Origin of the sequence: Pleurocapsa sp. FMAR1, from assembly GCF_963665995.1 — a bacterium.
Lineage (GTDB): Bacteria > Cyanobacteriota > Cyanobacteriia > Cyanobacteriales > Xenococcaceae > Waterburya.
Genome location: NZ_OY762512.1, coordinates 1,506,555 through 1,520,692 on the forward strand (window position 1 = coordinate 1,506,555; position 14,138 = coordinate 1,520,692).

Genomic DNA, 14,138 nt, shown 5'->3' on the forward strand with positions numbered 1-14,138 from the left:
TTTACTATAATCCTTGATACATTTACGCGACGCAATAGGAGAATAGAAAAGGTAGTAACCCCATAACAATTGAAGACTTTAGCGATCGCTAAAGTCTTCAATTTACACCCAAAAAGTATGAAGAGATAAAAAGTACGATCAAGACGTAAAAGTTTACTGTGCCGAAGAATCTTTCTATCAAGCAGATTTTGCTATCTGCATACTTCCTTTTTCTGTACTACGTCAGATCGCGATCAATCCACCTTTAGAAGCAGAACAAAAAGAAGCAGTAGAACAACTTCCCAGTTAGGATTACTAAGAAGCTATGGGAAGTTACCTGATTTTGAACAAGCTTTTTGGTAAAAAGTAAGTAGTGAGCGTAATTCCTAAAAAAATGAATTATATTTTACCTGGGACTCCTTGGTTAATTGCTCACAAGTCAATGTTGGGCATGAATCGACCCAACAAAATTACGCTGAATGGAAGAGACTATGTTTTATGGCAGAACTCAAAAGGAGAAGTTTTTGCTCTCGATAACATTTGTCCTCATATGCAAGCACCTCTTCATGAAGGTTGGGTGTGTGCGGAGCGAGATACGATTACTTGCCCCTTTCATGCACTAGAATTTGATGGTAAGGGAAGGTATCTAGATAGTAATCGGTCTCTATCAACCCTAACCCATCCTTTGGAACTTACCATAATAGACGATTGTGTTTGGACTTATGGCGGGTGCGAGGCTAAACTGCCCATTCCCGATACGATTGAGAGGAGATCTCAAGGATTTCGCTTTGTGGGAGTGACTGGACACCACAGCGTAAGGGGAGATTTTCTAAGTAATCTTTTAATTAATTACGACTACAACCATATTAAAGGAACTCATCGTGAGTTGTTTAAGATTGAAGCTAATGAGATTACTAATTATCAAACAAATGATTACCAAATCAAGCTTGACCAGAAAATTATTAGAGCCAGAAATTCGTTTAAAGAGCTATTAATAAATCCGATCCTGGGACTTTTACCTCAGATTTACCTAAATCGGTTTGAATACTCTTTTCCCTCGTTAAACACTTTGGTAGGGGAATTTCCCGTCGGTAAGGTTCTACAGGTTATTGCGATCTATCCAGAAACCGAAAATCAGACCAAAACTTTTACTTTAGTCTATGCCCAATCGAATCCCGTATTGCTTGCTTTGTCAAAGCCTTTTCTACTGCGTTCAGCAGCCGAAATAGTTAAGCAAGATATCATGGCTGTGGAGAGTCTATATCCAAGGCACCCCCCAAAAATTAAACTGCCTGATGAAAAAATAATGTTTCATGCAGAAAAGCTTTACCGAAACTGGGGGCAATAGCGATAAAACTAAACAAAGTCCGATTCGTTAAGCTGTAGCTAAAGTCAATTAGATTCTTAATAACCATGACTGTTGAAACCAATCTTCAAGACAACCTAGATAATCAAACCGCGCCATTTTTACAGGAAGCGGAATCAACTTTTCAATGGACGAAGCAATGGTATCCAGTAGCCGTAGCTGAATTTCTCGATTCATCACGTCCCCATGCCATACAGTTATTAGGCAAAGATTTAGTGTTATGGCAAGACAATTCTGGTCAATGGCATTGTTTTGAAGATTTTTGTCCTCATAGATTAGCTCCCCTCTCAGAAGGGCGTATAGAATCAGATGGGACGCTATTATGTGCCTATCATGCTTGGCGTTTTGATCGCCTGGGCAACTGCGTTAATATTCCTCAATCTAAAGACAAAGAAACTGAGGCGAGAAACTGCGCTAACCAAAAATCTCGTGCTGTTGTTTATCCCACCCAAAAACTGCAAGATTTAATTTGGGTATGGGCGGAATCTGGTACCGAAGCAGAAGTTGAAAGTCAATTGAGACAACCACGCACTGTTTCAGAACTGGACGATCCTTCAAGTCGAATTGTAAAACCATTTTGGAATATCAGAGATTTACCCTATGGTTGGGATTTCTTTATGGAAAATGTTGCCGATCCTGCCCATGTGCCAGTTTCCCATCATGGAATTATGGGAAGTCGTTATGAAGATACAAAATATTACGATATGCCTCGTCTAAGAGAAATGTCTACTCAAGAAGGCTTTGCGTTTGAAGTTACACCCACTGCGTCTAATATCAAACAAACAATTCATGATTTTCAACCACCCTGTCACATGAGAATTGTTACCAGCTTTGAAGATGGAGGTCAATTAATCTTGGTTTTATATGCTATTCCAACTCGCCCTGGTTGGTGTCGTCATATTGGTAGACAGATTTTAATTAAAAGTGATGCTGGTAAAACACCTCCAGGTTTAGGTTTTTTTGCCCTACCGATGCCGAAATGGTTAAATCATATCTTGGCTTCTTTATTTTTGCACCAAGATTTAATCTTTCTGCACTATCAAGAAAAGATCATAGCTAAACGAGGTAAAAACAAATGGTTGGGTGAAGTTTATACCCCTAATCCTCAAGATAAAGCGGTCATTGCTTTTCGTCAGTGGTTGGCAAAGAGAGCGGGAGGTGGTGTACCTTGGGATGCAGGCTGTAATCTTCAGCTTCTTAATAAGGAAACAGATTCAGAAAAACTATTTGATGTTTGGACAACTCACACTAAAGATTGTCAGGTTTGCCAAGATGCTTTAAAAAATATAAATCGTCTTACAGTATTGAGTTATGCAGGAGCGATCGCCTGTCTATTCTTAGCTTTATTTCTAGATGGACGTTATGTTGCTATGCAAGCCCTCACCGAACCAGCAAGTATATCAATGTGGAATACTTTGCCTCCCTTAGGATTTGGAGTTGCGATCGCAGGTGCTATTATTTTGGCAATAACAGGTTATTTATTGAAAAAACTGAGTCAGCTATTCTATGTTTACAAGTTTAGTCATGCTGATAATAACTAAACTAAATTCTCAAAAAAATAAAGTTTTATTGACGATGATATATATCTTAATAAATCGTATTAAAAGTAATAGTTTTTTGAGTATAAATAAAGCGGAAATAATAACCTGCGTTAGCTATTAGCCTGAATGCAAAAAGGAGACTGCAAAATGCTAGTCTCCTTTTTTACTTTAGTAAGATGTTAAAATACATTTTACCTACTTAAATATGGGATTTTTAACTTCATGGTTTGGCTATTAACGAGTTGCTGTCGTTGCAGCAGCTTTGCTATTATCCCATTCCTGAAGTTCAATAGATTGCAAGCTAGGAAAGAGGAAATGATTTTCTTCTACATATTGCGCTCCAAACAATCCTTTTTCAGCCCAGAAATATCTATCTGTGGTGTGTTCGTTTCTCTTGACCACCAAGACTGCTGGAGGTTGAATACCCATGTTTGCTATATGATTGCGGGCTGCGGTTACTGGTTTTTCTTCGCCACTTTCAATATGATACTGTGAGACCAATTCTAATATTTTGCGACCTTCTTGACGACGACGGCTTTTACGTTTGCGTTTCCTTGCCAACCTTTTTACCTCCTAATATTCACTAAGCGAATATTGTGTCATTAGTTACTTATTATGAGCCAATTGTATCGTAATGAACAATAAAAATCAACTAGCTAGAAAAGATCTTATTAAAAAGATATTTAAATAGAAATACTAAATAAAAAATGTCTTGTTTGGTAATTTATTATGGAAAAAGATAAAGCTATAAAATTAAAATTAGATATACATAGCTTAAGCTGACGGCAATTGTTCTTTAGCTAACATCTAGATTTACCGCAATTTCTGTCTTGGGAGCATTAATGACGAACAACTATTTTTCCAGTACTGAATTTGTCGCTTTGTGTCAGTCCCAGATGACAATACTGTCTAAAAGTTTGGGAGCGGTATGGAGTGTGATTTATTTGACAGAGGAAATGAGCGAAGATGGACAGGCGCAGTTGTTTCCTTTGGCAATTTATCCTCAAAGCAAAAATGAAAATGTTATAAAACTTCCTACTGTTAAATTATCTGAGTTTTGGCAACAGTTGCAGTCTCATTCGGTTGCTCAGTTACTACCTGCTAATTTGACCAACAAAAATACTAAAAATCAATCAACATCTAATCTAAAACCTGGCTCAGAAGAGAGAAAACAGTTAATAGTACCTTTGATTCATCAAGACACTTTTTTTGGTTTGCTAGTGACTGGAAGAGAGGATCGAGAATGGCAATCAACTGAGTTAGAGCAGATTGAAGAAATTACGCGAACTATTGCGATCGCTCGTTTTTTAGAGCTTCAATGCCACTGGACTAAAGAAGAATTAACCGTTCAAAAAAATCTGCAACTTCTTGAGCGCGATCGCCTAGACGATCTGTTACATCAGCTACGTAACCCTTTAACTGCACTGCGGACATTTGGTAAATTATTGATTAAACGCTTGCTGCCAGGAGATAACAATCGTAAAATTGCTCAGAGTATCTTAGAACAAAGCGATCGTTTTCAACAGCTTCTAGAACAGTTTGAAACCGAGTCAAACACCATAGATTCAATTAATCCCCAAGATTTTGAGCGGAGAAAGACCCCTGTATTAGAAGCTAGCGATCTTACGGTGGCACCAAGTAACTTTTTGTTACCAAGCTCTAACAAAGAATTAGATTCTCTAGATTTGCAGCAAATTCTTGAACCTCTCTTAAATGCAGCCAAGGCGATTGCTACAGACAGAAATATTCAGCTAATTACCAACATTCCCTCAATCATCCCCAAGGTGAGAGGAGATATGTCTGCTTTGAGAGAAATCTTCAATAACTTAATTGATAATGCTTTAAAGTATACTCCTGCTGGGGGTAAGATACATCTCGAGCTAAAAACAAAGCAGTTGGCAACTGAGCCGAAAATGTTAGGCATAGCAATTAATGATACTGGTTATGGTATTCCCATAGCCGAACAAGAGCGTATTTTTGAGCGACATTATCGGGGAATACAGGCACAAAGCGATATTCCTGGCACTGGTTTAGGACTGGCGATCGCTCAAGAACTTATTGTCAAAATGCAGGGGGAAATTGAGTTAATTAGTCCCAACAATTTGTCAAAAGATAGTCCTGGTACTACCTTTGTAGTCTGGCTACCTGTTTTCAGTTAACATTGAGCATTAATAAATGTTTAAGGTTAACTGATAAATGTTTAAGGTTAACTGATGCGGAAATTATATTTTTTATTACCAGGGACAACGGGAAAGTTTGGCGGAGGCGGATTATGGGCAGAATTAAAAACCTGTGCTTTGGCAAAGCAAATATGTGCTGCTGAAGTAGTTACCTATCGACAACGAGAAAAAGACTGCGCTTTTTTAACTGATATCTTGCCAATGACTGATGCTCAATCCTCTATTTTTGTTATTGGTTGGGGTTTTGATGTTCCTCAGTTAGTTGCTAAACTTCAGGGGCAAAACCCAAATATTGTCTATCATGCTCATAGTGCAGGCTATGGTTTCGATCTACCGCCAGAAATTCCCATTATTACCGTCAGTCGCAACACGATGGGTTATTGGGGTCAAAAAGCTGCAAACGGCTTGATTTATTATCTTCCTAATCAAATTAGTGATGAATTTTATAATGCAAATCAACCACGAGACATTGAGATAGTGGTGCAGACACGTAAGTCTTCACAATATCTGCTGCAACAATTAATTCCTGCTTTAAAAAACCGTTATCGGGTTGAAGTTATTGACAGTTATGTAGAAGATTTAGCCCGATTGTTTAATCGTAGCCAAGTTTATCTCTATGACTCTGCTGAATACTGGGCTACAAGTGGGGTAAGCGAGGGATTTGGTTTACCACCATTAGAAGCTTTAGCCTGTGGCTGTACAGTTTTTTCTAGCGTTAATCACGGACTGTCAGATTTTTTAGATCCTGGATTTAACTGTCATAAGATTGCGGGATATAGCCTAGAATATGACCTACATCGAATTGCTCAAGCGTTGCAGCAATCACCAGATTTTAAGTTAATCGATTCACTGTTAGCAGAATATCGACAAGAGAATTTGTTAGCTAGATTTAAAGTAATTCTGGCTGAGATTAATGATTTTTTCGAGATGCGATCGCATGAGCTATCCGAAGAATCCCAGCTTGCAACCACTATTAATAGCTTAAATACTAAACGTATCAACAGGTTAAAAATACAGAGAATCTTAGCTAAGTTACAGCAAAGGCTAACCAGAAAATAGGTCTAAAGAATTTGTGATGACGGAAAAGACTCTATTGTAGATGTAGCATGGTCTTTAGTCTTACCAGAAAGTACCAAAATATGCTAGAATTTATTTATAAAATGCGATTATATTGGGCTTTATTGGCTATAAAAGAGAAGTAAGCAGAGTTTATTAGCCATTAATCCAAATTATTGCATATATTTGGAGTTTTTCACAGTATGACCACTTCCCAGGAACGGATTATCCCTATCGATCTGAGTAACGAAATGTCTCGCTCCTATTTGGAGTATGCCATGAGCGTAATTGTCGGCAGGGCATTGCCAGACGCTAGGGATGGTCTAAAACCAGTCCATCGTCGTATTCTTTACGCCATGTACGAATTAGGACTAACCCCAGACCGTCCGTTTCGTAAATGCGCCCGTGTCGTGGGGGAAGTATTAGGTAAATATCATCCCCATGGTGATACCGCCGTTTATGAAGCTTTGGTGCGGATGGCGCAGGATTTCTCCATGAGAAACCCCTTAATCAACGGACACGGTAATTTTGGGTCAATAGATAACGATCCTCCCGCAGCCATGCGTTATACCGAGTGTCGTTTACAGGCACTGGCAACCGATTCACTACTGCAAGATATTGAAGCCGAAACAGTAGACTTCGCCGATAACTTTGACGGTTCAGAGCAAGAACCAGTGGTGCTTCCGGCCAGGATTCCTCAGCTTTTGCTCAACGGTTCATCGGGTATTGCCGTGGGCATGGCAACTAATATTCCTCCTCATAACTTAGGAGAAGTAATTGAAGGTACGATCGCCTTGATTCACAATCCCGAACTTACCGATCTCGAATTGATGCAGTACATCCAAGGTCCTGATTTTCCCACAGGGGGACAAATCATTGGCAGAGCAGGCATTAAAGAGGCATACACTACAGGTCGAGGCTCAATCACTATGCGAGGGGTAGCCGAGATCGAAACCCTACAGCAGCGTGGTAGAGCCAACAAAGAAGCAATCATTATTACCCAACTGCCCTACCAAACCAATAAAGCCTCTTTAATTGAAAAGATTGCCGATTTGGTTAACGATCAAAAAATAGACGGGATTTCTGATATCCGCGACGAGAGCGATCGCACAGGAATGCGGGTAGTCATTGAGCTTAAACGAGATGCCTATCCTCGTGTTGTGCTTAACAACCTTTTTAAGCAAACTGCGGTACAGGCTAACTTTGGGGCAAATATGTTGGCATTGGTCAACAACGATCCTCAGCTACTGACTATTCGCCAGTTTCTCAAGGTCTTTATCGAATTTCGCATTGAGGCAATCACTAGGCGAACCCGCTATCACTTACGCAAAGCTGAAGCCAGAGATCATCTGTTGCAGGGGTTATTAATTGCTCTAGAGAACATTGATGCAATTATCCAGCTATTACGTGGGGCTGCTGATGCTACCACCGCTAAAAATGAATTGGTTGAAAGATTTGGTTTATCTCAAGTCCAGGCTGATGCTATCTTGCAAATGCAGTTGCGTCGTCTAACTGCCTTAGAAGCAGAAAAAATTCAGGCAGAACATGAAGATTTACAGACGCAAATTGCCGACTTAAACGATATTTTAGCGCGCCAAGAACGAATTGAAGAAATCATTGAGTCGGAACTAACTACAATCAAGAATGCTCATGCTACTCCTCGTAAAACTGAGATTGTTCAAGGAGAAGGGGAACTATTAGATAAAGACCTAATTGCCAATGAGCAGTCGGTGATTCTGCTGACTGAGCAAGGATATATCAAGCGGATGCCCGTAAGTACCTTTGAAGCTCAAAGTAGAGCAACTAGAGGCAAGGCTGCTGCCAAAATGAGGGAAAACGACGGCATAGAACACTTCATGACCTGTTGCGATCATGATAAAGTTCTGTTCTTTAGCGATCGCGGGGTGGTATATTCTTTTCATGCCTATCAAATTCCTGCTACCTCGCGCACGGCTAGAGGAATTCCTTTGGTGCAGATGTTGCCCATTTCTCAAGCAGAAAAAATTACCTCGCTGATTGCAGTAAGCGAGTTTACTGAAGATGAATATTTAATCATGCTCACCCGCAAGGGCAATATCAAAAAAACTGCTCTCTCAGCTTTTGCTAATATTCGCTCTAATGGTTTAATCGCTATTTCCCTCCAGCCAGAAGATGAACTACGTTGGGTACGTTTAGCGACGGACGAAGACAGCGTAATCATTGGTACACGGCAAGGAAAAGCAATTCACTTCAAAACTAATAAACAGCAGTTGCGTCCTTTAGGCAGATCCACCAAAGGGGTCAAGTCGATGAAGCTTAGGGGCAAAGATGAATTAATCAGCATGGATATTATTCCTGCACAGATCGTTGCCACTATAGCTGAGACAGGAGATGAAGAAGATGAAGACAACGGCGAAGATCTGATTATTAATGAAGAGATAGATCAAGGGCCTTGGTTACTAGCTATTACCAATAACGGCTATGGCAAAAGAGTTCCTATTGCTAAATTCCGCCTGCAAAATCGTGCGGGTATGGGAGTACGAGCTATTAAATTCAAATCAAAAGATGATTGCCTAGTAGCAATTGATATTGTTAATCCAGATGATGAACTAATGATCGTTACCAATCGAGGTATCATGATTCGTCAGGCGGTAAAAGCAATATCTTTACAGTCTCGTAATGCTACTGGAGTTAGAGTCCAAAGACTAGATAAAGACGATGCGATCGCTGCTGTTGCGCCCGTACCACCTTTAGAAGAGGGGGAAGAAGAATTGTAAAAAGATAATGGATAAGAAATTAAGCTTCTTTACTAATTATTATTTACGTAATGCTTAAAATTGGGAAGACTAAACTAGTACCTTATCAACTTTGAATTGATGGAAGTATTGCAGGTAGAAAGGGTGGAGGAGTATATAACTCCACTACGATCCTACCCCACTACCCCAATTACTCCTCAAAACAATTTTGACGAATTACTAGCTGCCATTTAAACAATTGCGTCGATGGATAACAATCTCGTAGGACAAATTATTCAGGGACGTTATTACGTCGTCAAACAACTGGGAAGAGGTGGTGTTGGAATCACTTTTTTGGCACAAGATCGACAGTGTTTCAATAGCCCTTGCGTAGTCAAGCAGCTAAAACCAAAATTAGCCAATGCTAAAACTTTAGAAATAGCTCGACGGCTGTTTAATCGCGAAGCAGACATCATGAATTGCTTAGGAGACTGCGATCGCATTCCGCGCTTGCTAGCTTATTTTGAACACAACCAGGATTTTTTTCTGGTTCAGGAGCTAGTTGAAGGGCATGATCTAAGTCAGGAAATAATTGCTGGTCAACCTTGGTCAGCAGACAAAGCGATCGCTTTGCTTAAGGATATTCTGGAAGTTTTGCTGTTTGTTCAGCAAAACAATGTCATTCATCGTGATTTAAAGCCCTCAAATTTGATGCGTCGCGATCGAGATCAAAAAATCATCTTGATCGATTTTGGCTCAGTCAAACAAATAAGTACGCAAATTGTTAATCCAGCAGGACAAGTTAATCCTACTGTAGCAGTTGGGACTAGATCCTATATGCCCATAGAGCAAATGACTGGTCATCCTGGGTTTTATAGCGATATTTATGCTGTTGGGATTATTATTATCCAAGCTTTAACAGGAGTTCATCCTCGAAATTTGACTGTTGATGAAGATAATGAAATCATCTGGCGTAATAAACTCGATCATCAGGTAAATTATCAACCACGATTTTTAGAAATTTTAGATACTATGGTGCGCCGTCTTCACCAACAAAGATATACTTCGGCGCAAGCTGTGCTATCAGATTTAGAACAGTTAGACGCACTAACAAACAACGATAAAGCAACAATTTTGGCTGCTAATTCCACTTCATCTCATTCATCGATAAAAGTTCAGGCTGTTCCAAAAATTGAGAGCGAAACAAAAACCACTAGCAGCCAAAGCAATAAATATCAAAATGCCCCTCGCAGTTTACCTACAGGGGCTAAGTCTAAAAAATCAAGGTTTAAAATAATTCTGGCGATCGCCTTTGTTCTGACGTTGCTAGCTGCTGTCTTAGGAAGATGGGTACTGTTCCAAAAATTTAATTCACAGCCAAAGTTTCAACTATCTGTGTATAAAAACATTGACCAGGGTTTTCAAGTAAATTATCCTGAACCATGGCTAAAGCAGAATCGAGACGATTTTTTTGCTACAGGAGTTGTCTTTTTGGCACCTTTAAATGGCGATCGCGATAAATTTAAAGAGCGAGTTAGTGTCTCGGTAGAAAACTTGTCTGGAAAAACTTCTTTAGCAGAATACACCGATGAATCGATCGCCGAAATAAAGAAACTCTCCGATCCTAACGTCAGCAAGGCTCAAGCAGTTAGATTAGGAGGTCGTCAAGGACGACAAGTTATCTATCACGGAGAAGAAAACGGTTATTCCGTAGAGAGAATGCAAGCTTGGTTGGTAAAAGATAATCAGGCTTATATATTTACCTATACGGCTCAACCAGAAAACTACGATAGCTATTTACCTACAGTTGAGAAAATGATTGAATCTTTCGCCATTATTAGCAATTGACAATTTGACCGCGGAAGGCAGTGAACGCAGTAAATAGCTGTAGATATTGGAATGTTAATTTTAATAGCTCAGTTTTGTTGACAATCTCCGAGATGAATATGTTACTATTATTGAGCAAATCTGGGTCATTAGCTCAACTGGATAGAGCAACGCCCTTCTAAGGCGTAGGTTTCAGGTTCGAGTCCTGAATGGCCTGCTGAACTAATATTTATTAAGATACAAGAATTTATTAGATCCGAGAATGATATTTTCATTACTCTTTTGTATCTTTATGTTCTCGATTATATATTTGCAGCAAAAAGTTGATTCTCGAAAAATATTCTTTTCAATTTGAGAGTTATCATAAATTTTCTCTTCATATAAACCTTTCAGTTCAAAAATATGCACACAAATCAATTGCTGTAAAGGATTATTATCACACTTTAACTACCTTTCGCGATCGCAGTTTGTTTTAAACATCAATGCAACTCTTAAAAGAGTTTCTAATGATTTAAAATTATGCTGTTTAAGAAAATATTAGCCATATCAACTTTAGTGATTTTAAGCTGTGGATATTCTCAGGTAGCCCAAGCTTGCCAAGATAGATTGACCCGTGCTGCTTTTGGCAGTCTTGAAAAAGAAAATTTAGACGAATTAAAGAGACAATCTCGTAGTACGTCAGTGAGATTTGAACGTGACAACATTTTAGATCTTGGGGATGTTCAAAGTATCTTAGGATTTTTAGGTGAGCAAACAAAAACTACTAATAATGGCAGAGTTGAACATCGAATTTGGATCGATTACGAAAACTGTAATCGCCAAATTAAAGCATCATTTAGCGATCGCGAATTAGTCAAAATACAAAGTTATGGTTTTTAATTAATTTGCAATTTAAAAATATTTAGTCAGGGCATGAAATAATTTTGTTCTCACGGTATTTGAGATGTGAATCTTTGCGGTTAATTACTATTTCAATTAATAATTAGCCGTCAATATACAGATTGAATTTGTTCCAATACTTGCTCAATATTAGTTGCTGGTTCAAGACAAGACGAACCCTGGCAAACTAAAGCAACTGAATCTTTGGGTAACTCAGTCTCTACTCGAAAGACAGTGGTGGGTAAGTAATAAGAATTTAGTTGGTGTATATCTTCTAGGCTAGTTTTAACGCTTGTGCCATGTAAAAACCAATCTAATGCCGTAAATAAACTAGGACAGGCGGTAGGAGATTTTTCCATCACGGAACTAAAAGCCTGTAGTCCCTTTTGAGCCTGTTCTAGATATTTCAAGTCGTCAGTTAAAAGTGAAAGACGAACTAAGTTAGCGATCGCCACTCCGTTAGCAGATGGTGTAGCATTATCCATGTAGCTACGTTCTCGTATTAGTAACTCTTTTCCCGCATCTGTGGAGTTATTATAATATCCGCCTACTTCAATACTCCAAAGTAATTCATCAAATTCGTTTTGAATTTTGATAGCGTGTTCTAACCACTGTGGATCATCTGGACAAGCAGCCTGTAGGTCTAACAAGGCTTTGATTAAAAAAGCATAGTCTTCTGACTGTGCTGGTACTGTTGCCACTCCATCATAGTTGAGTCGCTGCAATCTACCCTCTAGCCACTGGTTTTGCAGTATAAACTGAATTGCATTAGTGGCTAGGTCTAAATAAGATTGCTCTTTAAATACAGCATAAGCCCTAGCTAATCCTGAAATTGCTAAACTATTCCAGGCTGCGATCGCTTTTGTATCGGTCACAGGGGGAATGCGTCCCAACCAGTTTTTAGTTTTGGCTTCTTGGTTGTTTTTAGCGGGGGCAAAAGTAGCTATGTCCGTTGCAGATTTTCCGTAGCGGATTGTAAATAGCTTATTTAGGGCTTGTTCTAAGTTCGATGATAATATGTCGCTTCCTAAACGCTGTAAAACATTTTTGCCTTCAAAATTGCCTTGAGGTGTAACTACAAATTCTTGCTGTAATTCGGCTAATTCTGTCGCCTTGAGTATAGATTCTAATTCTGCATAACTCCAAACATAAAAATCACCTTCTTCTGGCTCAATTTCCTCGGCAGTAGTAAAGTTATCTGCATCCTGTGCAGCATAGAAATAGCCTTGAGGGCTAATCATTTCCCGTTGTAGCCATTTTACTGTACCTGCGATCGCTCTTTTGATAGCGGGTTGCTGTACGCCATTACTCCATAAATTAGCTAAATATTCTAAAATTTGCCCATTATCATAGAGCATTTTTTCAAAATGGGGTACTGTCCAAGTATGATCTACGGTATAGCGATGGAATCCTCCTCCTACATGATCATAGATGCCACCCAAAGCTAAATCTAATCCGCGCTGTTGAGATAGTGCTTGAGGATCGTATTTAGACTCTTGTTCAAATCTACTAGCCTGCAAAGCGACAATAGAGTAGGGAATCATCGGGAAACTAGGACGACCAGGCTCATCAAACTGTAGCACTGCCGTATTAACATTGATTCCCTGGTGCAGTAGCTCTTTAGTTAAAGTATTTACCTGATTAACTGGCAACAAAGCCGATTGCTGGAGATTACCTAAAATTTCCGTCTTAAAAGCCGCTAATTTCTCTGGTTCATGGTCATAAAAACGCCGTATTGCCTTAAGAATTTCTAGAAACCCAGGACGACCATATTTAGGTTCAACAGGGAAATAAGTCCCACCATAAAACGGCACTAAATCTTCAGGATTGAGAAAAATATTAAGAGGCCAACCACCCTGTCCAGTCATCATCTGTAATGCCTGCATATAGATGCTGTCGATGTCTGGTCTTTCTTCTCTATCTACCTTGATTGGCAGAAAATTAGCGTTTAGGTAATCGGCGATCGCACTATCTGAAAACGCTTCTCCTTCCATTACCGTACACCAGTGGCAGCTTGAGTAACCAATCGAGAGAAATATAGGCTTATTCTCTTGTTTTGCCTCAGCTAATGCCGAGTCACACCAATACCACCAGTTAATCGGATTTTCAACGTGTTTTTGTAAATAAAGGCTTTGAGTTGATTGGAGATGGTTAGCCATAAATAATTAATAATTGATAATTAAGGTTTATTCATTTTGTTATTCTCTTAAAAGCTCTTTGGCTTTATCGTAGATAGATTTTTGTTCTGGAGTTGCAGCAGCCAGACATTCAGCGTGTATTTGTTCTAGACAGGCAATATAATCTTGATTTTTACTCAGAACAGCATTAGCTTTAGATGAAGTTATAGTAACTAACTGCGCTCTTAGGGGGAGTTTACCAAAGACTGCTAAACGTTGTTCAATTGATGCCATAAATTTAAGTAAGTAAGCCAAATTGTGCGTTGGCAAAGTTTATCCAAAAAGCGATCGCCAGATATAAATATAATTTGATTGATAATTAACTTTATTGCTAATAACTTGTGCGGATTTAATGATTTAAGTTTATTATCGCTACAGTAAGATTTAATCATCATTAAATCAAATAAGTTATTCTTACC

At 39.0% G+C, this 14,138-nt stretch carries 10 protein-coding genes and 1 tRNA gene; 8 read left to right on the plus strand and 3 right to left on the minus strand.

All coding sequences use genetic code 11. The annotated features are described in order from the left end of the window. Positions 1-373 precede the first annotated feature (373 nt). Positions 374-1,327 (plus strand): Rieske (2Fe-2S) protein, encoded by a 954-nt coding sequence (locus tag SLP02_RS07325; RefSeq protein ID WP_319420002.1) that lies wholly within the window; start codon positions 374-376, stop codon positions 1,325-1,327. A 65-nt stretch (positions 1,328-1,392) separates the two neighbouring features. Beyond that, positions 1,393-2,886, plus strand: a complete 1,494-nt coding sequence (locus SLP02_RS07330; RefSeq protein WP_319420003.1) for an aromatic ring-hydroxylating dioxygenase subunit alpha — start codon at positions 1,393-1,395, stop codon at positions 2,884-2,886. 234 nt (positions 2,887-3,120) lie between these two features. Here SLP02_RS07330 and SLP02_RS07335 read toward each other — a convergent pair whose 3' ends face one another. Then, on the minus strand, positions 3,121-3,447 hold the full coding sequence (locus SLP02_RS07335) for a DUF3155 domain-containing protein (protein ID WP_319420004.1): 327 nt from the start codon (positions 3,445-3,447) through the stop codon (positions 3,121-3,123). Between the two features lie 281 nt (positions 3,448-3,728). Between SLP02_RS07335 and SLP02_RS07340 the strand changes: the two genes are divergently transcribed. From SLP02_RS07340 to SLP02_RS07365, 6 genes are all read left to right on the plus strand, one after another. Further along, entirely contained in the window at positions 3,729-5,045 is a 1,317-nt protein-coding gene (locus tag SLP02_RS07340) for a GAF domain-containing sensor histidine kinase (RefSeq protein WP_319420005.1), read from the plus strand. A 54-nt stretch (positions 5,046-5,099) separates the two neighbouring features. Next, positions 5,100-6,125, plus strand: a complete 1,026-nt coding sequence (locus SLP02_RS07345) for a glycosyltransferase family 4 protein (RefSeq protein WP_319420006.1) — start codon at positions 5,100-5,102, stop codon at positions 6,123-6,125. 200 nt (positions 6,126-6,325) lie between these two features. Further along, the gene (gene gyrA, locus SLP02_RS07350) at positions 6,326-8,878 is read left to right on the plus strand and encodes a DNA gyrase subunit A (RefSeq protein ID WP_319420007.1); all 2,553 of its coding nucleotides are present in this window, start codon (positions 6,326-6,328) and stop codon (positions 8,876-8,878) included. 225 nt (positions 8,879-9,103) lie between these two features. Beyond that, positions 9,104-10,684: a serine/threonine-protein kinase gene (locus SLP02_RS07355; RefSeq protein ID WP_319420008.1), complete on the plus strand. Its 1,581-nt coding sequence runs from the start codon at positions 9,104-9,106 to the stop codon at positions 10,682-10,684. A 122-nt stretch (positions 10,685-10,806) separates the two neighbouring features. Beyond that, positions 10,807-10,880 (plus strand) — tRNA-Arg (locus tag SLP02_RS07360). A 302-nt stretch (positions 10,881-11,182) separates the two neighbouring features. Beyond that, the gene (locus SLP02_RS07365) at positions 11,183-11,542 is read left to right on the plus strand and encodes a hypothetical protein (protein WP_319420009.1); all 360 of its coding nucleotides are present in this window, start codon (positions 11,183-11,185) and stop codon (positions 11,540-11,542) included. A gap of 110 nt (positions 11,543-11,652) precedes the next feature. Here SLP02_RS07365 and SLP02_RS07370 read toward each other — a convergent pair whose 3' ends face one another. Further along, entirely contained in the window at positions 11,653-13,701 is a 2,049-nt protein-coding gene (locus SLP02_RS07370; protein ID WP_319420010.1) for a thioredoxin domain-containing protein, read from the minus strand. A gap of 39 nt (positions 13,702-13,740) precedes the next feature. After that, positions 13,741-13,953, minus strand: coding sequence for a hypothetical protein (locus SLP02_RS07375; protein WP_319420011.1), 213 nt, complete (start codon positions 13,951-13,953; stop codon positions 13,741-13,743). Between the last annotated feature and the right edge of the window lie 185 nt (positions 13,954-14,138).